Annotated in this window: 17 protein-coding genes; 13 read left to right on the top strand and 4 right to left on the bottom strand. The window is 64.9% G+C overall.

What is annotated here, in order from left to right; translation table 11 throughout:
* The first annotated feature begins 4 nt into the window (after positions 1-4).
* The 13 genes from FJV77_RS21875 (at position 5) to FJV77_RS21810 (ending at position 17,537) form a co-directional block, all read left to right on the top strand.
* Positions 5-1,789: a sensor histidine kinase gene (locus tag FJV77_RS21875; RefSeq protein WP_142868695.1), complete on the top strand. Its 1,785-nt coding sequence runs from the start codon at positions 5-7 to the stop codon at positions 1,787-1,789.
* A 20-nt stretch (positions 1,790-1,809) separates the two neighbouring features.
* Complete coding sequence (locus FJV77_RS21870) at positions 1,810-2,271, top strand: HPr kinase/phosphorylase (protein ID WP_142868694.1); 462 nt, start codon at positions 1,810-1,812, stop codon at positions 2,269-2,271.
* 164 nt (positions 2,272-2,435) lie between these two features.
* A complete protein-coding gene (locus tag FJV77_RS21860; RefSeq protein WP_142868692.1) occupies positions 2,436-2,837 on the top strand; it encodes a PTS sugar transporter subunit IIA in 402 nt (133 codons plus the stop codon).
* Complete coding sequence (locus tag FJV77_RS21855) at positions 2,834-3,127, top strand: HPr family phosphocarrier protein (RefSeq protein ID WP_142868691.1); 294 nt, start codon at positions 2,834-2,836, stop codon at positions 3,125-3,127. The genes FJV77_RS21860 and FJV77_RS21855 overlap by 4 nt, the downstream gene beginning before the upstream one ends.
* 141 nt (positions 3,128-3,268) lie before the next feature.
* Positions 3,269-4,669 (top strand): adenosylhomocysteinase, encoded by a 1,401-nt coding sequence (ahcY, locus tag FJV77_RS21850; RefSeq protein WP_142868690.1) that lies wholly within the window; start codon positions 3,269-3,271, stop codon positions 4,667-4,669.
* 288 nt (positions 4,670-4,957) lie between these two features.
* Positions 4,958-7,522 (top strand): PAS domain-containing sensor histidine kinase, encoded by a 2,565-nt coding sequence (locus FJV77_RS21845; RefSeq protein WP_142868689.1) that lies wholly within the window; start codon positions 4,958-4,960, stop codon positions 7,520-7,522.
* A gap of 8 nt (positions 7,523-7,530) precedes the next feature.
* Positions 7,531-9,042 carry a tRNA (adenosine(37)-N6)-threonylcarbamoyltransferase complex ATPase subunit type 1 TsaE gene (gene tsaE, locus FJV77_RS21840; protein ID WP_142868688.1) on the top strand — a complete coding sequence of 504 codons (1,512 nt, stop codon included), beginning with the start codon at positions 7,531-7,533 and terminating at the stop codon, positions 9,040-9,042.
* 14 nt (positions 9,043-9,056) lie between these two features.
* The gene (locus FJV77_RS21835) at positions 9,057-9,761 is read left to right on the top strand and encodes a nucleotidyltransferase family protein (RefSeq protein WP_142868756.1); all 705 of its coding nucleotides are present in this window, start codon (positions 9,057-9,059) and stop codon (positions 9,759-9,761) included.
* Positions 9,758-12,895 carry a double-strand break repair protein AddB gene (addB, locus tag FJV77_RS21830; protein WP_142868687.1) on the top strand — a complete coding sequence of 1,046 codons (3,138 nt, stop codon included), beginning with the start codon at positions 9,758-9,760 and terminating at the stop codon, positions 12,893-12,895. The genes FJV77_RS21835 and addB overlap by 4 nt, the downstream gene beginning before the upstream one ends.
* The gene (gene addA / locus FJV77_RS21825) at positions 12,892-16,410 is read left to right on the top strand and encodes a double-strand break repair helicase AddA (RefSeq protein ID WP_142868686.1); all 3,519 of its coding nucleotides are present in this window, start codon (positions 12,892-12,894) and stop codon (positions 16,408-16,410) included. Before addB ends, addA begins: the two co-directional genes overlap by 4 nt.
* Before the next feature lie 73 nt (positions 16,411-16,483).
* Positions 16,484-16,807, top strand: coding sequence for a thioredoxin (trxA, locus tag FJV77_RS21820; protein WP_023672297.1), 324 nt, complete (start codon positions 16,484-16,486; stop codon positions 16,805-16,807).
* A gap of 132 nt (positions 16,808-16,939) precedes the next feature.
* Positions 16,940-17,221, top strand: a complete 282-nt coding sequence (locus tag FJV77_RS21815) for a cupin domain-containing protein (protein ID WP_023681396.1) — start codon at positions 16,940-16,942, stop codon at positions 17,219-17,221.
* A gap of 70 nt (positions 17,222-17,291) precedes the next feature.
* Positions 17,292-17,537: a type II toxin-antitoxin system VapB family antitoxin gene (locus FJV77_RS21810; protein WP_142868755.1), complete on the top strand. Its 246-nt coding sequence runs from the start codon at positions 17,292-17,294 to the stop codon at positions 17,535-17,537.
* A 16-nt stretch (positions 17,538-17,553) separates the two neighbouring features.
* Here FJV77_RS21810 and FJV77_RS21805 read toward each other — a convergent pair whose 3' ends face one another.
* The 4 genes from FJV77_RS21805 to trpA all read right to left on the bottom strand — a co-directional run bounded on the left by FJV77_RS21805 (position 17,554) and on the right by trpA (position 21,258).
* The gene (locus FJV77_RS21805) at positions 17,554-17,973 is read right to left on the bottom strand and encodes a VOC family protein (protein WP_142868685.1); all 420 of its coding nucleotides are present in this window, start codon (positions 17,971-17,973) and stop codon (positions 17,554-17,556) included.
* A gap of 26 nt (positions 17,974-17,999) precedes the next feature.
* Positions 18,000-19,325, bottom strand: coding sequence for a folylpolyglutamate synthase/dihydrofolate synthase family protein (locus tag FJV77_RS21800; RefSeq protein WP_142868684.1), 1,326 nt, complete (start codon positions 19,323-19,325; stop codon positions 18,000-18,002).
* A gap of 121 nt (positions 19,326-19,446) precedes the next feature.
* Entirely contained in the window at positions 19,447-20,370 is a 924-nt protein-coding gene (gene accD, locus FJV77_RS21795) for an acetyl-CoA carboxylase, carboxyltransferase subunit beta (protein WP_142868683.1), read from the bottom strand.
* A gap of 48 nt (positions 20,371-20,418) precedes the next feature.
* Positions 20,419-21,258 carry a tryptophan synthase subunit alpha gene (gene trpA / locus FJV77_RS21790; protein WP_142868682.1) on the bottom strand — a complete coding sequence of 280 codons (840 nt, stop codon included), beginning with the start codon at positions 21,256-21,258 and terminating at the stop codon, positions 20,419-20,421.
* Positions 21,259-21,260: the final 2 nt, after the last annotated feature.

Below are 21,260 nucleotides of genomic sequence, written 5' to 3'. Positions count from 1 at the left end.
TTCGATGGCAGTGGACGTAGAGCGAGGCAGACGGGCGGGCGCCGGCAGGCGGCCGTCGAGGATTCTGCCCGCATTCCTGTCGAGGATCACGGTGCCGATGCGCCGCTTCCTCGGCCATCACATCTTTTCCAGCCTGACCCGGCGCATCCTGTTCCTCAACCTGGCCGGCCTCGCCGTGCTGGTCACCGGCATCCTCTATCTCAACACTTTCCGCGACGGGCTGATCGACGCCCGCGTCGAAAGCCTGATGACGCAGGGCGAGATCATCGCCGGCGCGATCGCGGCGTCGGCGACGGTCGAAACGGATTCGATCAGCATCGATCCGGAAAAACTGCTCGAACTGCAGGCCGGCGAAAGCCTGGGGCCGGGCTCCGACCAGCTCGACAATCTCGACTTCCCGATCAATCCCGAGCGCGTCGCGCCGGTGCTGCGGCGGCTGATCTCGCCGACGCGCACGCGGGCCCGCATCTATGACCGCGACGCCAATCTGCTGCTCGATTCGCGCCACCTCTATTCGCGCGGCCAGATCCTGCGCTACGACCTGCCGCCGGTCGAGGACGAGCAGCCGGACATGCTGGAGCGGGTGCAGAAATTCGTCTTCGATTTCTTCCGTAACAAGGACCTGCCCGTCTATCACGAGCAGCCCGGCGGCAATGGCGCAGCCTTCCCCGAAGTGGTCAAGGCGCTGACCGGCAGCCCGTCGACGATCGTGCGCGTCTCGGAACAGGGCGAACAGATCGTCTCGGTGGCGGTGCCGATCCAGCGCTTCCGCGCCGTGCTCGGCGTGCTGATGCTGTCGACGGAAGGCGGCGACATCGACAAGATCGTCGCCGCCGAGCGCAAGGCAATTTTGCGTGTGTTCGGCATCGCCGCACTGGTCACCGCGATCCTGTCGATGCTGCTGGCGTCGACCATCGCCAATCCGCTGCGGCGGTTGTCGGCGGCGGCGGTGCGCGTGCGGCGCGGCGTCAAGAGCCGCGAGGAAATCCCTGACTTTTCCGACCGCCAGGACGAGATCGGCAATTTGTCGATCGCGGTGCGCGACATGACCAACGCGCTCTATGCCCGCATCGAGGCGATCGAAAGTTTTGCCGCCGACGTTTCGCACGAATTGAAAAACCCGCTGACCTCGCTGCGCAGCGCTGTGGAGACGCTGCCTTTGGCGAAGAATGATAATTCCCGCGCGCGTCTGATGGAGATCATCCAGCACGATGTCCGGCGGCTGGACCGGCTGATCACCGACATTTCCGATGCCTCGCGCCTCGACGCCGAGCTGGCGCGTGAGGATGCGGCAATCGTCGATTTGAAGAAATTCATCACCGATCTCGTCGCCGTGTCGCGCGAGGCGACGCGCAACAAGAAGGCCGTCGAGATCGAGTTCAAGGCCACCAAGCTGCCGCAAGGCGTCAAAGGCTACTTCGTCACCGGCCATGATCTCAGGATCGGCCAGGTCATCACCAACCTGATCGAGAATGCCCGCTCCTTCGTGCCGGAGGATCACGGCCATATCGCGATTTCCCTGACACGCTCAGGCAAGGTCAACATCGTCACCGTCGACGACAATGGCCCCGGCATCCGCGCCGACGCCATCGACCGCATCTTCGAGCGCTTCTACACCGACCGGCCGGCAGGCGAGGCGTTCGGCCAGAATTCGGGCCTTGGCCTGTCGATCTCGAGGCAGATCGTCGAGGCCCATGGCGGCACGCTGACCGCCGAGAACATTCCCGGCACCAAGCCCGGCGAGATCAAGGGCGCGCGCTTCGTCGTGACGCTGCCGGCCGAAGGCTGACCTCTAGCTCGAACATAACCATGCCCGAACCCGCCGCGCAGCCTGAAAACATTCACGGAACCGCGATCCTGATCGGCGAACGCGGTGTGCTCATCACTGGACCGTCCGGCGCCGGCAAGACGACGCTGGCGCTGGTGCTCATTGACCATTGCCGGGCGCGCGGGCTGTTTTCACGGCTGATCGGGGACGACAGGCTGTTTGCAGCCGCTCGCGCCGGGCGGCTGATCTGCCGCGTGCCGGCCACCATTGCCGGCCTCGCGGAAGTGCCGGGATTCATGCCACGGCCGCTGTCGTTCGAGCCAGGCGGAGTGATCGACCTCCATATCCGGTTGGTGCCGAAACATCAGAGGGACCGCTTTCAGGAAGACTTCAGCGAGCCGATCGCGGGCTGTCCGGTGCCGCGGATCGATCTCATCGAGCGCAACGTTGCGACAGCTTTGCCGGCCGTAATGGCGCGGCTGGCGATTGCGCCTTTCGTATGATCTGCCCCCGGTTTTTTGCTGCAATGCGTCAAAATGGCCATGGCAGGCGCAATTTTGGGCTTGTCAACGCGCCGCGCGTCGACAAGATAGCGCTCCCGCCGCCTGGGATGGCCGGCGAGCATAAAAAGCGCCTGTGAAGCGGCGATGACGGGAGCCACCAACGAATGATCGGACTCGTGCTTGTAACGCACGGTCAACTGGCCGCCGAGTTCCGCCATGCCGTGGAACATGTCGTGGGGCCACAAGACAATTTCGAAACCGTGGCGATCGGCGCCGATGACGATATGGAGCAGCGGCGGCGCGATATCGTCGACGCTGTCGGCCGCGTCGACACCGGGACCGGCGTCATTGTTCTGACCGATATGTTCGGCGGCACGCCGTCCAACCTTGCCATTTCGGTGATGGAATCCGGCCGCACCGAGGTCATCGCCGGCATGAACCTGCCGATGCTGATCAAGCTGTCGTCGATCCGCAAGGGTGACAACATGGCGGCGGCGCTCGACGAGGCACAGGCCGCGGGGCGCAAGTACATCAACGTCGCCAGCCAGCTCCTGAGCAGCAAATGAGCATGGTGTCGGAAAAGGACCAGATAGTCCGCGAGTTTCCGATCATCAACCAGCGTGGCCTGCATGCGCGCGCCTCGGCCAAATTCGTCCAGGTGGCCAGCGGCTTCGACGCCACCGTCCACGTCGAGAAGGACGGTCTCAAGGTCGGCGGCACCTCGATCATGGGCCTGATGATGCTGGCGGCGAGCCCCGGCTATTCGATCCGCGTGACCGCAAGCGGCGCTGAAGCCGTCGCGGTGATGGACGCGCTGGAGGAGCTGGTCGCCTCGCGCTTCGGCGAAGAGTGCTGAAAACACATACGCGCATAAAGATTTCTTTATATCCCATTGTCGTCCGACTGGCGATCTGCTAGTCAAGCCGGCATTCCCGCGCCCTTCGACGCGCCGTGTGGCGCAGGCGCATCTGAAGACAAATCACACCGGAGCACTGCCATGACAGGTAGCAAGGACTATGTGGTCGCCGACATCTCGCTTGCCGGCTGGGGCCGCAAGGAACTCGATATCGCCGAAACCGAAATGCCGGGCCTGATGGCCTGCCGCGAGGAATTCGGCGCCAAGAAGCCGCTCAAGGGCGCGCGCATCACCGGCTCGCTGCACATGACCATCCAGACGGCGGTGCTGATCGAGACGCTGAAGGCGCTCGGCGCCGACATCCGCTGGGCCTCGTGCAATATCTTCTCGACCCAGGACCATGCTGCCGCCGCGATCGCAGAAGCCGGCATCCCGGTGTTCGCCGTCAAGGGTGAGAGCCTCGAAGAGTACTGGGACTACACCGACAAGATCTTCCAGTGGGCCGATGGCGGCCTCTCCAACATGATCCTCGACGATGGCGGCGACGCCACCATGTACATTCTGATCGGCGCCCGCGCCGAGGCAGGCGAGGATGTGCTGTCCAACCCGCACAGCGAGGAAGAGGAGTACTTCTACGCCCAGGTCAAGAAGCGCCTGAAGGCGTCGCCCGGCTTCTTCACCAAGCAGAAGGAGGCGATCCGCGGCGTCACCGAAGAGACGACGACGGGTGTCAACCGTCTCTACCAGCTGCAGAAGAAGGGCCTGCTGCCCTTCCCGGCGATCAACGTCAACGACTCGGTCACCAAGTCGAAATTCGACAACAAATATGGCTGCAAGGAATCGCTGGTCGACGGCATTCGCCGCGGCACCGACACCATGATGGCCGGCAAGGTCGCGGTCGTCTGCGGTTATGGCGACGTCGGCAAGGGTTCGTCGGCTTCGCTCAAGGGCGCCGGTGCCCGCGTCAAGGTCACCGAAGTCGATCCGATCTGCGCGCTGCAGGCGGCGATGGACGGCTTTGAAGTCGTCACGCTGGAAGATGCGGCGCCGACCGCCGACATCGTCATCACCACGACCGGCAACAAGGATGTCGTCACCCTCGACCACATGCGCTCGATGAAGGACATGGTGATCGTCGGCAATATCGGCCACTTCGACAATGAGATCCAGGTGGCGTCGCTGCGCAACCTGAAATGGACCAACGTCAAGCCGCAGGTCGACATGATCACGTTCCCGGACGGCAAGCGGATGATCCTTTTGTCCGAGGGACGCCTGCTCAACCTCGGCAACGCCACCGGCCATCCGAGCTTCGTGATGTCGGCCTCGTTCACCAACCAGGTGCTGGCGCAGATCGAACTCTACACAAAGCCCGGCCAGTACCAGAACCAGGTCTATGTGCTGCCCAAGCATCTCGACGAGAAGGTGGCACGCCTGCATCTCGACAAGCTCGGCGCCCGCTTGACCGAACTCTCCGGCGAACAGGCCGCCTATATCGGCGTGACTCCGCAGGGTCCGTTCAAGCCGGAACACTACCGCTATTAAGCATATCGCAAAATACCACTAGATATTGAAGCCGGGCGATTGACATTTCGCCCGGCTTCTTTTTTGCGCGGAATGATTCTTCACGCCGATTCCAGCACGCGCTATTGTGGTGATTCGCGGGCCGGGGACGAGGGCCGGCTCACGCATAGAGAGCATGATCCCGAAAAGTGGGAACCGGTTTTCGGAAAAGATCATGCTCTTCAAAAAGGAGTTGGATCGGGAGGGCGTTCTACCAACGTCATCCTGATCTAGGCGGTCTTGCATTCAGGCGGCGAAGAGGACCAAGACATGCCGGGGGAAAACCCGCCTCGCGCGGGATGGGCCGTTTCCGGCGGCCATGACGATTCAGATATCACTGGCTCCGCCACGACAGGCGGCGGCCTGAAGAAGCGTGTCGGTGCCCGAGTCGCTGGCTTTCTCGCCACATCCGCGCTTGCCGGTCCGCTGCTTTCCTTCGCCGCGCATGCCGAGCCATCCATTGCGCAGAAAGCCGGGCAGTCGGTCAGCGCGGTGGAAGTCATCCAGCTCGCCATGTTCGTCGGCGTCATGGGTGCCGCTCTGGTCTCAGCCATCTTCCTGATCCGCGAAAGAGCCCGCACCTCGGCGCAGAATGTCGAGCTCAGGGCCCGCATCGCCGACGTCAACGCGGCGCTGCAGCGTTCGGAAGCGCTACTCAATCTGCGCGACCAGCGCATCATCGTCTGGGCTTCGGAGAACAAGAAGCCAGAGCTGATCGGAACTTTGCCGCTCGAAAGCGGCGCGCCGGAAGACCGTGCGGCGTTCCTCGCCTTCGGCCGCTGGCTGATGCCGCGCTCGGCGGCAGCGCTCGAAAATGCGGTCGCGGGCCTGCGCGAGAAAGCCAGGCCTTTCGATTTGGTCATCGAATCGCAGGCCGGGGCGCCGCTCGAAGTGCACGGCCGCAAGAGCGCTGCCCACGTGCTGGTGCGCTTCGTCTCGTTGTCGGAAACGCAGCGGAGCCAGGCCAGGCTGAAGATCGAAAACCAGCGGCTTGCCGCCGATTACGACACCATGATCGGCTTGCTCGACGCCTTGCCGATGCCGGCATGGCTGCGCGCCACCGACGGGCGTCTGAAATGGGTCAACCGCGCCTATGCCGGCGCGGTCGAGGCGCCGAGCGCCGAAGCTGCGGTGCGCGAAGCCAAGGAATTCCTTGGCGGCCAGGCGCGCGAACAGATCACCGAACAACACAAGTCGCACCCGGTCTTCGAACAGACGCTGTCGACGGTGATCGAGGGCGACCGCCGCGTCTTTGCCGTCACCGATTTCGCCGGCAGCGACGCCTCGGCGGGCCTTGCGTGCGACACCAGCGCCACCGAAACCATCCGCGGCGAATATGAGCGCACAGTGCGCAGCCATGCTGACACGCTCGACCAGCTGAACACGGCGGTGGCGATCTTCGATACCGACGAGAAGCTGCGCTTCTTCAACCAGGCATTCCAGAAATTGTGGGGGCTGGACTCCGGCTTCCTGCACAGCGCGCCGGACAATGCGCTATTGCTCGACCGGCTGCGCAGCGAAGGCAAGATCGCCGAGCAGCCGGAATGGCGGCGCTGGAAGGAAGGCCTGCTTGGCGCCTACCGCGCTGTGGAATCGCAGGAGCACTGGTGGCATCTGCCCGACGGCAAGACCATCCGCGTGGTTGCCAACCCGCAGCCGAAGGGTGGCGTGACCTGGGTGTTCGAAAACCTGACCGAGAAGATGGATCTGGAAAGCCGCTACCAGACGGCGGTGCGGGTTCAGGGCGAGACGCTCGACAATCTGGCCGAAGGCGTCGCGGTGTTCGGCCCCGATGGGCGGCTGCGCCTGTCCAACCCGGCCTTTGTCGCGCTGTGGGGGCTGAGCCAGGATGTGGTCAAGCCCAACGTGCATGTCCAGGCGATCCGCGAACTCAGCGACCAGCGCGCCGTCGACAGCCCGTGGGGCGGGTTCGTCGCCGCCATCACCGGCTTCGATGACGAGCGCCGCGAGCGCCACGGCCAGACCGAGCTGAAGAACGGCACCGTGCTCAGCTACGCCGTCATCCCGCTGCCCAACGGGCAGGTGATGATGACCTTCGTCGACGTCACCGACAGCGTCAATGTCGAGCGGGCGCTGAAGGACAAGAACGAAGCGCTGCAGAAATCCGACCAGCTGAAGAACGAGTTCGTGCAGCACGTGTCCTATGAGCTGCGCTCGCCGCTGACCAACATTATCGGCTTCACCGAGCTGTTGTCGCTGCCAACGACCGGGCCACTGACCCCGAAGCAGCGCGAATATGTCGAGCATGTCGGCTCGTCATCCTCGGTGCTGCTGACCATCGTCAACGACATACTCGACCTCGCCACCGTCGACGCCGGCATCATGCAGCTCGACATTTCGGAGGTAAGTGTCGAGCGCACCATCCAGGCGGCCGCCGAACTGGTCGCCGACCGGCTGGACGAGCATGCAATCAAGCTTAGGATAGACGCCGCGGCCGCGCCGAAGAGTTTCCACGGTGACGAGACCCGGGTCCGCCAGATCCTCTACAATCTGTTGAGCAACGCCGCCAATTACGCGCCGGAGGCGAGCACGATCACGCTGGCCTGCCGCCATTTGGAACAAGGCGTGGAGTTCTCTGTCCATGATGACGGTCCCGGCATGCCGCCGGACCTGCTCGATTCAGTGTTCCGCCGCTTTGAGCCGCGCGCCAATGGCGGACGCCGGCGCGGCGCCGGCCTTGGCCTGTCGATCGTCAAGAGCTTTGTCGAGCTGCACGGCGGCAGCGTGCGCATCGAGACCGGCAAGGACCAGGGCACCACCGTCATCTGCACCTTCCCCGATGCGCCGTCGGGCATCCGCGCCGCGGCCGAGTAGCGCGCTCGATGACTGTCGCTGTGCTGGAGCGTTTTCTCGCCGACGAGGCTGCGACCGCAAGGCTCGGCGAAGACCTGGCCATGGCGCTGCGGCCGGGCGACGTGCTGGCGCTCAAGGGCGACCTCGGCGCCGGCAAATCAACCCTGGCGCGCGCGCTGATCAGGGCACTGGCCGACGATACCGGTCTCGATGTGCCGAGCCCCACTTTCACTTTGGTGCAGAGCTACGACACCCGCATCCCGGTCCATCATTTCGATCTCTATCGGCTGTCCTCGCCCAGTGAGATCGATGAACTGGGTTTCGACGAAGCGCTGCTGCAGGGCGCTGCCCTTGTCGAGTGGCCGGAACGGGCGGAATCAGCACTGCCTAGGACGTCAATCTGGATCGAACTCGTCCATCAAGGCGAAGGCCGAATGGCGAAATTGTCGGGCGAAGGTGCAGCCTTCGAACGCATGGCGCGATCGCTGGCGATGCGCGACTTCCTCGAAACGGCCGGCTGGGGCGAGGCCGCTCGGCGCCATTTCGTCGGCGACGCCTCGGCGCGCTCTTACGAGATCGTCTCGCTCACGGGCCTCGAGACCCGCGTGCTGATGAACTCGCCGCGGCTGGTGCTCGGACCGCCGGTCCGCGACGGCAAACCCTATGCGGTGATCGCCCACACCGCGCAATCGGTGACGGCCTTTGTCGCCATCGACAAGGCACTGCTGGCGCAAGGTGTCAGCGTCCCCCAGATTCACGCCGCGGATCTCGATCAGGGCTTTCTGCTGCTGGAACATCTGGGCTCGGAAGGCTTTCTCGACGGCCAGGGCGAGCCAGTGGCCGAGCGCTATGCGGCGGCGGCCGAATTGCTGGCGATGATGCATGGCAAGACCTGGCCGCAGCGCATGGAGGCCGTGCCGGGCATTTATCACGACGTACCGCTTTTCGATCGCGATGCCATGCTGATCGAAGCCGACCTCTTGGTCGACTGGTATGTGCCGATGGTGACCGGCGGGCCAGCAAGCGAAGCCTTGCGCGCCGGCTATCACAAGGAATGGAACGCGGTTCTCGATCGGTTGGACACCAGCGCATACACGCTGATGTTGCGCGACTTCCATTCACCCAACATCATCTGGCGCGGCGAGCGCTCCGGTCATGTTCGGCTGGGTATCGTCGATGTTCAGGACGCGCTGATCGGCCCGGCCGCCTATGACGTAGCATCGCTGGCCATGGACGCCCGCGTCACCGTCTCGCCCGACATCGAGGAGCGAACCGTGGATGCCTATGTCGCCGCCCGTCACGCCGCCGGCGGCTTCGATGAAGCGGCTTTCCGCGAGGCCTATGCGATCATGGCGGCGCAGCGCAATTCAAAAATCCTCGGCATTTTCGTGCGGCTCGAAAAGCGCGACGGCAAGCCCTATTATCTGAAACACCTGCCGCGAATCCGCGACTATCTCAGGCGGGCGCTGGCGCACCCGGCGCTGGCCGGGCTGAAGGAGTTTTATATGGCGCATGGCCTGCTGGAGGAAAGCGCACCGTGACCCCGACCACCGCGATGGTGCTGGCGGCGGGTCTCGGCAAGCGCATGCGGCCGATCACCGACACCATGCCGAAGCCGCTGGTGAGGATCGCCGGCAAGACCTTGCTCGACTGGGGGCTGGACAGCCTGGCGGCGGCTGGCGTCGAGAAAGCTGTCGTCAACGTGCACTATCTGCCGGACCAGATCGTCGCCCATGTCGCCGGAAGACGAGCGCCACAGATCGCCATTTCCGACGAGCGCGACGCGCTGCTGAATTCGGCCGGAGGCATCGTCAAGGCGTTGCCGCTGCTGGGCGCCGAACCCTTCTACATCATCAACGCCGACACATTCTGGATCGATAGCGGCCAGCCCAGCCTCGAGCGCCTTGCCCTTGCATGGGACAGCGCGAAAATGGATATTCTGCTGATCCTTACCGATCTCGACTCGGCGACCGGCCACAGTGTCGGCACGGATTTCCTGATGGCGCCGGATGGTGGCCTGCGGCGCTCGAAAGGCGACCCGGCCGGGCTGATCTATGCCGGGGCGGCGATCGTTGACCCCGCCATCTTCAAGGACGCGCCAGCCGGCGCGCATTCGCTCAATGCTTATTTCGACAAGGCGATCGCCTCTGGCCGCCTGTTCGGCATGCAGATGCGTGGACGCTGGATCACCGTCGGCACGCCCGACGCCATTGCCCCTGCGGAAGCCGCGGTCGCTGGCGCCCTCAAAAGGGCAGTATGAGCGGCTCGCGCCGCGTTCTCTCGATCCCGCCGGGAGCGCCGTTTCTGCCGACTCTGGCGGAGGCCTTGCTGGCGGGACGGCTGGTGCCGGGTTTCCGGTTCGACGGCGACCCGCTGGCGCTGGCCGACGTCACCATCTATGTGCCGACACGGCGCGCCGCACGCGCGCTGCGCGGCGCCTTCGTCGACGCGCTTTCCGGACCGGGGGCGAGCCGCCGTTCGGCGATCCTGCCGGTCATCCGCCCGCTCGGCGAGTTCGACGAGGACGAGGCCGCCTTCGACGCAGGCGCGCCGGCCGAGCTTGAGATGGCGCCGCCGATCGCCGCCATCGAACGCCTGCTGCTTTTGGCGCCGCTGGTGCGGGCCTGGAAGCGCACCTTGCCGGCGCATGTCCTGGCGATGTTCGATGAGGAGATCGTCGTGCCGGCTTCCGCCGCCGATGCGATCTGGCTGGCGCGCGACCTTGCCCGGCTGATGGACGAGATCGAAACCGAAGGCACGGACTGGACCAGGCTTGCCGATCTAGTGACCGGCAATCTTGCCGGCTGGTGGCTGGTGACGCTCGATTTCCTCCGCATCGTCACCGACGCCTGGCCGAAATTGCTGGAGGAGCGCGACCGCTCCAACCCGGCCGCGCACCGCAATGCGCTGATCCGGCGTGAGGCGAAGCGGCTCGAACGCAATCCGCCCAAAGGCCCGGTGATCGCCGCCGGTTCGACCGGCTCGATCCCGGCCACGGCCGAACTGCTTGCCGCGGTCGCCGGTCTGCCCAACGGCGCCGTGGTGCTGCCCGGTCTCGATGGGCTGCTGGACGAGCCGTCCTTTGCCGCGATTGCGGCGCCTGGCGCGCGGCCGGCTTTGCTCGGTCACCCGCAATACGGCATGGCCAAGCTGATCGGCAAGATCGGCGTGCTGCGCGGCGATGTCGAAGAGGTGGTTTCGGCCGAGCCTGCGCTCGCACTGCGCGCGGCCCTCGTCGGCGAGGCGCTGCGGCCGGCCGAGACGACAGAATTATGGGCTGAGACACGCATCCGCTTCTCTACCGACGACATCGCCGAGGCCTTCGCCGATGTGACGCTGGTCGAAGCCGCCAGCGAACGCGATGAGGCGGTGGCGATCGCCATCGCGCTGAAGACTGCTGTCGAACAGCCGGGACAGCGGGCAGCGCTCGTCACCGGAGACCGGGCGCTGGCGCGGCGGGTCTCGGCCGAGCTGTTGCGCTTCGGCGTCGTCGCCGACGATTCCGGTGGGACGCCGCTAGCCAACACACCTGCGGCCAGCTTGCTCCGGTTGACGCTGCAGGCCGTGTTCCGGCCCGGCGACCCGGTCGGCCTGCTGTCACTGCTCAAGCATCCGCTGCTCGGTCTTAGCCTGGAGCGGGCCGGCGTGCGCCATGCCGCCGAGCTCATCGAACTGGTGGCGCTGCGCGGCGACACCGGGCGTCCCGACATCGCCTCGCTGCCGGCGCTGTTCGATGACCGCCTTGCCGGCCTGAGCGGTGACAAGCGCCAGCCTTTCTGGTTTTCGCGCCTGACCGTGCGCGGCATCGAGGATGCCCGCGACTCGCTGAACCGGCTTGCAACGGCGCTGGCACCGCTGACCACTTTTCGTGGCGAAGAGACCGCCGATCTCGTCGCGCTGACCAAGGCCAGCGTCGCCGCGCTGGAAAATCTCGGCCGCGCCGCGGACGGCAGTCTCGCCGAACTTTATGCCGGCGACGCCGGCGAGAAACTCGCCGAGCTGCTGCGCGGCGTGGTCGCGGCCTCGGCCTCATTCGACTTCCCGGCCGACGAATGGCCCGATGTTATGGACGCGCTGATCGCGCCCGAGACGGTGAAGCCGGGACAAGGCACCGACCGCAACATTGCCATCTGGGGGGCGCTCGAGGCGCGGCTGCAGAATGTCGACACGCTGGTCATTGGCGGGTTGAACGAAGGCGTGTGGCCGCGCAAGCCGGAGAGCGACCGCTTCATGTCGCGGCTGATGAAGACCGGCATCGACCTCGAGCCGCCGGAACGGCGCATCGGCCTTGCCGCCCACGATTTCCAGATGGCGATGGGGGCAAAGAAGGTGGTGCTGACGCGCTCGGCCCGCGCAGGCGACGCACCTGCGGTGCCGTCGCGGTGGCTGCAGCGCATCCTCACCTTCATCGGCAAAGACCCCGCGACCGCGCTGCGCCAGCGCGGCGATGAATTGCTGGCCTGGGCCCGCGCGCTGGACGCCGGCGAGCGACAACATTTCGCGCCACGGCCGCAGCCGAAGCCGCCGGTGGCAATGCGGCCGCAGCACTTCTCGGTCACCGAGATCGAGACGCTGCGCCGCGATCCCTATGCGATCTATGCCCGACGCATTCTCGGCCTCCTGCCGCTCGAACCGGTGATCCGCGATCCAGGTGCGGCCGAGCGCGGCACGCTGTTTCACGACATACTGCACCTGTTCTCGACAGAGGTTGCCGATCCGCGCGCGCCGGAAGCCCTGGAGAGGCTTATCTCGGCGGGCCGCAGATGCTTTGCAGAGGTAGCCCTTCCCGCTGATGTCGAGGCAGTGTGGTGGCCGCGCTTCGAAAAACTCGCTGCCAATATCATCGAATGGGAGCGTGGCCGGGCTCCCGCCGTCGCGCGGCGGCATGCCGAGGAGCGAGCAGAAAAGACCGCTGTCGGTCGTACCGGCGTGACGCTGTCAGGCTATGCCGACCGTGTCGATTTGCTAGCCGGCGGCATGGCCGACATTTTGGACTACAAGACCGGCTCTTCGCCGTCCAAGGCGCAAGCGCACACGCTGCTGGCGCCGCAGCTGGCGCTGGAAGGCGCACTGCTCCGGCGCGGCGCCTTCAAGGGGCTTGGCGCGCGCGAACCCTCGCAACTTGCATTCGTGCGGCTGAAGCCCAATGGCGAGGTGTTCGAGGAATCCATCCTCGACTACAACCGCCAGCCCAGAACCGCCGAAGACCTCGCCGAAGAGGCCTGGGCGCGGCTGGAAAAGCTGCTTGTCCATTATGCCGACCCAACGACCGGCTACCTGTCCCGGGCGCTGCCGTTTCGCGAGGGCGAGAGCGACGGCGACTACGACCATCTGGCGCGCGTGCTCGAATGGTCGGCCGGCGGCGACAGTGACGACGAGGCGGGGGAGGCATGAAGAAGGCCTATCCCATCCCAACCGAGACCGCCGCCAGCCAGGCGCGCGCCTCCGACCCGAAGAACTCGGCCTGGGTGTCGGCCAATGCCGGCTCCGGCAAGACGCATGTGCTGGCCCAGCGCGTCATCCGACTGCTGCTCAACGGCACCGATCCGTCGAAGATCCTGTGCCTGACCTATACGCGGGCGGCGGCCGCCAACATGTCGAACCGGGTGTTCTCGACGCTCTCGGAATGGACGGCGCTTGGTGATGCCGAGCTTGCCGCCAAGATCACCGCGCTGGACGATCGCCGGCCCGACCGCGACACGATGCGCCGGGCGCGCCGGCTGTTTGCCGAGGCGCTGGAGACACCGGGCGGGCTGAAGATCCAGACCATCCACGCTTTCTGCGAATCGGTGCTGCACCAGTTCCCGCTGGAGGCCAACATCCCGGCGCATTTCGAAATGCTCGATCTGCAGATGGAGGCCTCGCTGTTCGCCGCCGCGCGCCGCGACATGATTTCCGGCACGTCCGCCGGCGACGCCGGACTGGCCGAGGCCTTCGCCACCGTGCTGGAACGCGGCGGCGAACACGGGCTCGACGCGCTGCTTTCCGAAATCGTGCGCAAGCGCGACGGGCTGCGCGGCTTCATCGACGCGGTCAGGCGCGAGGGCGCCGGCTTTCAGGCCCTGTTCGACGAATTCCATTTCCGCCCGGGACAAAACGCCGAAGACATCGCAGCTTCGGTCTGGCCACTGCCGGGTTTCCTGCCAGATTTCTTTGCTGTCTTCGCCAGTGCGGCGGAAGCTGCCGATGCCCGCATCGTGCTCAACAATCTTCTGCCCTACGCCCGTCCAGCCTTCTTGGAGACCGATCCGATCCGTCGGCTGCAGATGCTGGGCAAAGCCTTCCTCAAGGCCGATGGCGATCCTTACGACCCGGCAAAGGCGTTCAAGAAGGCGCTGCTCGACCGGCTCCCCGACCTTCCCGACCGCTACCTGGCTGCCGTCAAGGCAATCATTGAGGTGTCAGACCGGCTGGCGCTGTTTCGGATGCTGGAAGGCACGGTTGCGGCGCTGACCATCGCCGACTGGCTGATCGTGCGCTACGAGCGCCTGAAGCGCGGCCGCAGCTTCCTCGACTTCAACGATCTCATCACCCGCACCGTCAATCTTCTGGCGCGGCCGGACGCCGGGCCGTGGGTGCAGTACAAGCTCGACCAGGGCATCGACCATATCCTGCTCGACGAGGCGCAGGACACCAGCCCCGACCAGTGGGAGGTGGTGAAGCGGCTGGCGGAAGAGTTTTTCGCCGGCCATGGCCAGCGCGGTACGGCCAATCGCACGGTGTTTGCCGTCGGCGACGAAAAGCAATCGATCTATTCGTTCCAGGGCGCCGCGCCGGATTCCTTTGCCGACAGCCGGCTGTTGTTTGCCGGGCGCGTGCGCGATGCCGAGGCTTCGTTTGCCGACCTCAAGCTGACCTGGTCGTTCCGTTCGACCGACGATGTGCTGGCCGCCGTCGACCGTGTCTTTGCCGATCCGGGTGTGCGGCGCGGCATCAGCCACGACCCCGATCCGCTCGACCACAAGGCGATCCGAAACGATGCGCCGGGCTATGTCGAGGTCTGGCCGTCGCTTGGCGCCGATGCGGTCGAGGAACCCGACGACTGGACGCTGCCGGTCAACCACGCCAGCGCACCGGCGGTGCGCGTTGCCGAACATGTGGCGGCGACGATCCAGGCCTGGCTCAAGGACCGCGAGATCATCGAGGGCAAGGGCCGCAGGCTGCGGGCCGGCGACATTCTGGTGCTGGTGCGCAAGCGCGACCGCTTCGTGCACGCGCTGTCGCGCGCGCTGAAGGACCGCGACATTCCTGTCGCCGGCGCCGACCGGCTGAGCCTGCCCGGCCATATTGCGGTGAAGGATCTGATCGCGCTCGGCCATTTCCTCATCCAGCCGCAGGATGACCTTTCGCTTGCCGCCGTGCTGCGCAGCCCGATCTTCGACGTGTCGGAAGAGACGCTGTTTGCGCTTGGCGCGGGAAGGCCGGCCGCGACATCGCTGATAACCTCACTGCGACAGCATGCCGGCGACAGTCCCGCGCTGGCCGCTATCGTCACCCGGCTCGACGGCTGGGCCAATGAGGCAGCGTTCCGGCCGGTGTTCGAATTCTACGCCGGCGTGCTGTCCCGCGACAGCCTGCGCAAGAAGATGATTGCCCGGCTCGGCCCGGAGGCCGGCGACATCCTCGATGAGTTCCTGAGCTTCTGCCTCGCCGAGGAACGCACCGGCTTGCCGGGACTGGAAGCCTTTCTGGCGACGCTGGAAAACACCGGCCCCGAAATCAAGCGCGAGATGGACCAGACGCGCGACGAGGTCCGCGTCATGACCGTGCACGCCGCCAAGGGGCTGGAGGCGCCTGTCGTCTTCCTGGTCGACGGCGGCTCGGCGCCGTTCAGCGACCAGCATCTTCCGCGGCTGATGACGTTCGATGGTTCGGGCCGCAACTTTGACGGCAAGGGCTATCTCTGGCGCTCGGCTGCAGACGTCGCCAATGGTTTCTCCAAGACGGCTTCGGCGCGGGCGCGCGAGCTTGCCGACGACGAATACCGCCGGCTGCTCTATGTCGGCATGACACGCGCCGAGGACCGGCTGATCGTCTGCGGCTATCACGGCAAGCGTTCGCCCAGCACCGGCACCTGGCATTCGATCGTCAGCCGCGCGCTGACAGGTGCGCCCGAAAGCACGGAGCGCCGCCACCCCGCCAGCGGCGAGCCGGTGCATCGCTTCGTCATGACCAAGCTGCCGCCGGTGGCACTGGCGGCTGCGGACGAGACGCGGCTGCCGCAGCAGGTTTTACCCTTGCCGGCAAGCCTGTTCCTCGCCTTGCCGCCTTACGAAGAGTTGCCGCGTCCGTTATCGCCTTCCGGCGCCTCGGCGCTGATCGACGAGGGCAAGGAGGCTGTCGTCGACACGCGCTCGCCGGTGTTGGACGATGAAGCGGAGCCCGGCTTTGCGGTGATGCGCGGGCTGGCGCTGCACAAACTGCTGCAGATGCTGCCCGGCCTCCCCGAGGGCGAACGGCAAGGCGCGGCGGGGCAGTATCTAAGCCGTGCCGGCGCCGACTGGACTGAAGCCGAACGCAGCAAGGCGCTGACCTCGGTGATGGCGATCCTCGGGGATTCGCGTTTTGCCGAACTGTTCTCGCCTAATTCCCGCGCCGAAGTCGCTGTCATGGGCAGCCTCGAGGTCAAGGGCAGATTGCGCTCGATCTCCGGCAAGATCGACCGGCTGGCGGTGACGCCGGGGCGCGTTTCGATCGTCGATTACAAGACCAACCGGCCGGCGCCGGCCACACTCGCCCAGGTGCCACCGGCCTATATCCTGCAGCTGGCGCTCTACCGCGCGCTGCTCAAACCGCTTTATCCCGACCGCGCGGTGACGGCGGCGCTGCTGTTCACCGAGGCGCCGAGGCTCATCGAACTGCCGGCCGAAGCCATGGACGACGCCCTTGCCCGACTCACGGGAGCGTGACACAAGTTCTGCTTGAAGAAGGGCTGCTCAACCACCACATTTGGTGCGAGATAAATTTCGAAAGGATTTTCGTATGGCCACCGTCAAGGTCGACAAGAGCAATTTCCAGGCCGATGTGCTCAACGCCTCGCAGCCCGTCGTGGTGGATTTCTGGGCGGAATGGTGCGGCCCATGCAAGATGATCGGTCCGTCGCTGGAAGAAATCGCCAATGAGCTCGGCGACAAGATCAAGATCGCCAAGCTGAACATCGACGAGAACCCCGAGCTTGCCGCGCAGTTCGGCGTGCGCTCGATCCCGACGCTGATGATCTTCAAGGGCGGCGAAGTGGCCGACATGAAGGTTGGTGCCGCGCCGAAGACCGCGCTGTCGCACTGGATCAATGGCAGCCTCGCCTGATCTGACCGAATTTCCAATATCGAAGCCCGGCCCTTGCGCCGGGCTTTTCTTTGGCGTCATAGCTCAATCCCTCTGGCCCTCGCGTCCAACACTCCCATGTCTTCTGCTTGAGGCAGGACAGGGAGAGACAAAATGACCGGATCCGCCAAAGCCACCGTCTTCATCGACAATGAGCGCGTCATCGTCACCGAATACCGCTTCCAGCCGGGCGACAACACCGGCTGGCACCGCCACGGCCACGACTATGTCGTCGTGCCGCTGATGGACGGCAAGGTGAAGCTGGTGACCAAGGACGGCGAGTCCTTCGCAGAGATGAAGAAGGGTGCGCCCTATTTCCGCAAGGAGGGTGTCGAGCACGACGTCATCAGCGCCAATGACGGTGAATATGCCTTCATCGAGATCGAGCTGAAATGATGGCGGGCCATAACCTGCCATCTTGATGGCTAAGCTCTGTCGGTATTCTATTTCCGTAAGCGGAGTTTCAATGGCCGAACCAAAACTCTCAGTCCGTAGCGCAAAAGCAAGCGAACTTGCTCATCGCCTTGCGCGTCGCGAAAATCGTTCGATAGCCGAAGTGGTCGAACGCGCGCTTGAATCCTATGAGATACGGGAAGCGGAGCGCGAACCCGCGTCCAGCTTCTATGCTCGCCTGTCGGCAAGCAGCGGCGCCGATATCGATCTGGAGAAAATCATCCGCGAAGGCCGCGAACTCTCGCAGATTCCGGACTGATTAATTAGCTGGATGCTCACCAGTCGGCGATGCGGTCGCCGCCGGTGAATTGTGCGCTTTTGTCGGTGTATTCGAACAGCTCGATCTTCACGCCGTTGGGATCGCGGATCCAGGCCTGAAACGTGTCGTCGCAGGCGTGCTTCTTGGCCGTGACGTCGACGCCTTTCGCGCTGATATGGGCGATCGCCGCGTCGATGTTTTCCACTTCCAGGCAGAAATGGTTGATCTGGTTCTGCTCGCTGTAGGTCGTGCCGTTCTTATGGAACACCTCGATATGGCTGCGGCCGCCGCAATTGAGGTAGAAGCCGAAGACCTTGCCGTCGCGCAGGAAGTTGAACTGCGTATCGAGGCCGAGCACGTCGCGATAGAAGCTTCGCGTCGCCTCCAGATCATGCGCGAAGATGCAGACATGGGCGAGTTGCTTGACCTTGATCATCACTGGCTCCTCGCGAAAGTCTGGCCTCAGGTCGGCGGCGTGCCGTTTTCGGCCAGCACCGCGCCGGCGAGATACAAGGAACCGCCGATCAGAATGCGCGGCGCCGGGCCGTCCCAGGTGTCGCGCAGCAGCATCAGCGCGCTGGCGACGGAGCTGACCGGCTCGGCGGTGAGACCGGCTTCCGTCGCGCGGACCGCCAGCTCGTCATTCGGCACGCCGGCGTCGCTGAGGCTGACCGGCACCGTGTAGACGTGGCGGACCAGACCCTTGAAGGCGTGGAAATAGCCACTCTGGTCCTTGGTGTTGATCATGCCGGAGATCAGGAACAGCGGTCGCGGGTTCTTTTCCTCCTGCTCGGCCAGCGCCTCGGCGATGACCATGCCGGCGCCCGGATTGTGGCCGCCGTCGAGCCAGATATCGGCGCCCGCGGGCGCCAACTCCGCCAGTCTGCCCTGGGCCAGCTTCTGCATGCGGCCCGGCCAGGCGACTTTGGCCATCGCCTTCTCCGTGGCGCGGTGGCTGATTTCGAAGCCGGCGGCCTTGACCGCGGCGATGGCAGCAGCGGCGTTGGCGAACTGGTGGCGCCCTGGCAGGCGCGGCGGCGGCAGGTCCATCAGCCCGTCCTCGTCCTGATAGACCATGCGGCCGTTCTCCTCGAAGGCGAGGAAATCCTGACCGTAGACGAAGGTCGGGCAATCCAACCGATCGGCGGTTTCGATCAGCACCTGCAGGGCCGTCTCGCTCTCCTGCGCGCCGATGACCACCGGGCAGCCGCGCTTCATGATGCCGGCCTTTTCGGCGGCGATCAGCTCAACCCGGTCGCCGAGATAGGCTTCGTGGTCCATCGACACCGGCATGATCACCGACACCGCCGGCCGGGCGATGACATTGGTGGCGTCGAAGCGGCCGCCAAGGCCGACCTCGATGATAGCGGCGGACGCCGGATGTTCAGAAAACAGGAGGAAGGTGACGGCGGTGAGTATCTCGAAGACGGTGATCTTCTGGCCTTCATTGGCCTTGGCGACGCGGGCAATGGCGTCGGCGAAGGTCTCGTCGTCCACGAGTTTGCCACCGCCTTCGGCCGCTAGCCGGTAGCGCTCAGCCCAGTTGACCAGATGCGGCGAAGTGTGGACATGGACGAGATGACCGCCGGCTTCGAGCAGCGCGCGCGAAAAGGCCGCGCACGAGCCCTTGCCGTTGGTGCCGGCGATGTGGATGACCGGCGGCAGCCGATCCTGCGGATTGCCGAGGCGATCGAGCAATCGGGTGATGCGGTCGAGCGAAAGGTCGAAGCCTTTCGGATGCAGCGCCATCAAAGCTTCGATTTCGCGGTCGGCGGCAAGTGTGGTCATAAGGGAATCCTACCGCATGGCTCCGAAAACACGAATCGGCTTTCGGAAAGGATCATGCGTATCAACAGGATACCGCGCGAAACATCGCGCGCAATCGTTGATAACGGCCAGGAATGTCGCGTCAGGCCTGCGGCCTGCCTTCCGTCGGGACGATCGCCGGCGGCAGGATTTCCGGCTCCAGCGGCTTTTGTTCGGGAACCTTGAGCAGCATCTTCAACAGCCGCGCAATCGTTGAGCGCAGTTCCAGCCGCGACACCACCATGTCGACCATGCCGTGCTCCATCAGATATTCGGAGCGCTGGAAACCGTCCGGCAGTTTTTCCCGGATGGTCTGCTCGATGACGCGCGGGCCGGCAAAGCCGATCAGCGCGCCGGGCTCGGCGATGTGGACGTCGCCCAGCATGGCGTAGGAGGCGGTGACGCCGCCGGTGGTCGGGTTGGTCAAGACGACGATGTAGGGCAGGCCGGCTTCCTTCAGCCGGTCGAGGCCGACCGTGGTGCGCGGCAATTGCATAAGGGACAGGATGCCTTCCTGCATGCGGGCGCCACCGGAGGCGGCAAACAGGATCAGCGGCCGCTTGCGCTGCAGGGCAACCTCGAAAGCGTGTACGATGGCGTCGCCCGCAGCCATGCCGAGCGAGCCGCCCATAAAGGCGAAGTCCTGCACCGTCACCACCACCGGCAGGCCTTCGACCGTGCCCAGCGCGTTGACGATGGCGTCTTCCAGGCCGGTCTTGGCCTTGGCGTCCTTCAGGCGGTCGGTGTAGCGCTTCTCGTCGCGGAACTTGAGCGGGTCCTGCATGACCTTGGGGTTCTCAAGCTGCTCGTATTTGCCGTCGTCGAAGAAGAATTTCAGCCGCTCCTTGGCCGAGATCTTCATGTGGTGGCCAGAGGACGGAATGACGAACTGGTTGGATTCCAGGTCCTTGTGGAACACCATCTCGCCGGTCTCGGGATCCTTGATCCAGAGATTCTCCGGCATGTCGGTGCGCCGGCCGAGCATCGAGTTGATCCTCGGGCGAACGTAATTGGTGATCCAGTTCATCGCTTCGGCTCCTGTCCTGACGAAGAGTTGGCTAAAAAGGTAGGAGAACTATTCGGCGGCAGCAAGGCGGGCCGAACGCACGCCTTGCGACAGGCCGCTGACCAAAGTGGCGACGGCCTCGGCCGGGTCGGCGGTCTTTTCGCCCTTCGGCCCCAGCACATTGGCCACCGCATTGACGATGGCGGTGCCGACGACGACGCCGTCGGCATTGGCGCCGATGATGCGCGCCTGCTCGGCGGTCTTGACGCCGAAACCGACGCAGACCGGCAGGTCGGTGTGACCCTTGATGCGCTTGACCGCCGCCGCGACCTTGCCGGTATCGGCCAAAGCCGAGCCGGTGATGCCGGTCATCGACACGTAATAGACGAAGCCCGACGTGTTCTGCAGCACCTTGGGCAAGCGCTTGTCGTCGGTGGTCGGCGTCGCCAGGCGGATGAAGTTGATGCCGGCCTTCAGTGCCGGAATGCAAAGCTCCTCGTCCATCTCCGGCGGCAGGTCGACAACGATCAGCCCGTCAATGCCGCTGGCGATCGCATCCCTAAGGAAGCGGTCGACGCCGTAGATGTAGATCGGGTTGTAATAGCCCATCAGCACGATCGGCGTCTCGTTGTCGCCAGCGCGGAAGTCCGCCGCCATCTGCAGCGTCTTGACCAGCGTCTGGCCGCCTTTCAGCGCCCGCAGGCCGGCGGCCTGGATCGCCGGGCCGTCGGCCATCGGGTCGGAAAACGGCATGCCCATTTCGATGACGTCGGCGCCAGCCTTCGGCAGCGCCTTCATGATCGACAAAGCGGTGTCATAGTCCGGGTCGCCACTCATGAAATAGGTGACGAGCGCCGGGCGGCCTTCTGCTTTCAGCTTCGCCATGCGGCGGTCGATGCGGGTCACCATGA

Origin of the sequence: Mesorhizobium sp. WSM4306 (genome assembly GCF_007003975.1) — a bacterium.
In the GTDB taxonomy this organism is placed as follows: Bacteria; Pseudomonadota; Alphaproteobacteria; order Rhizobiales; family Rhizobiaceae; genus Mesorhizobium.
Note: the sequence above shows the minus strand (reverse complement) of the source record. Positions and strands in the feature narration are given on the sequence as shown.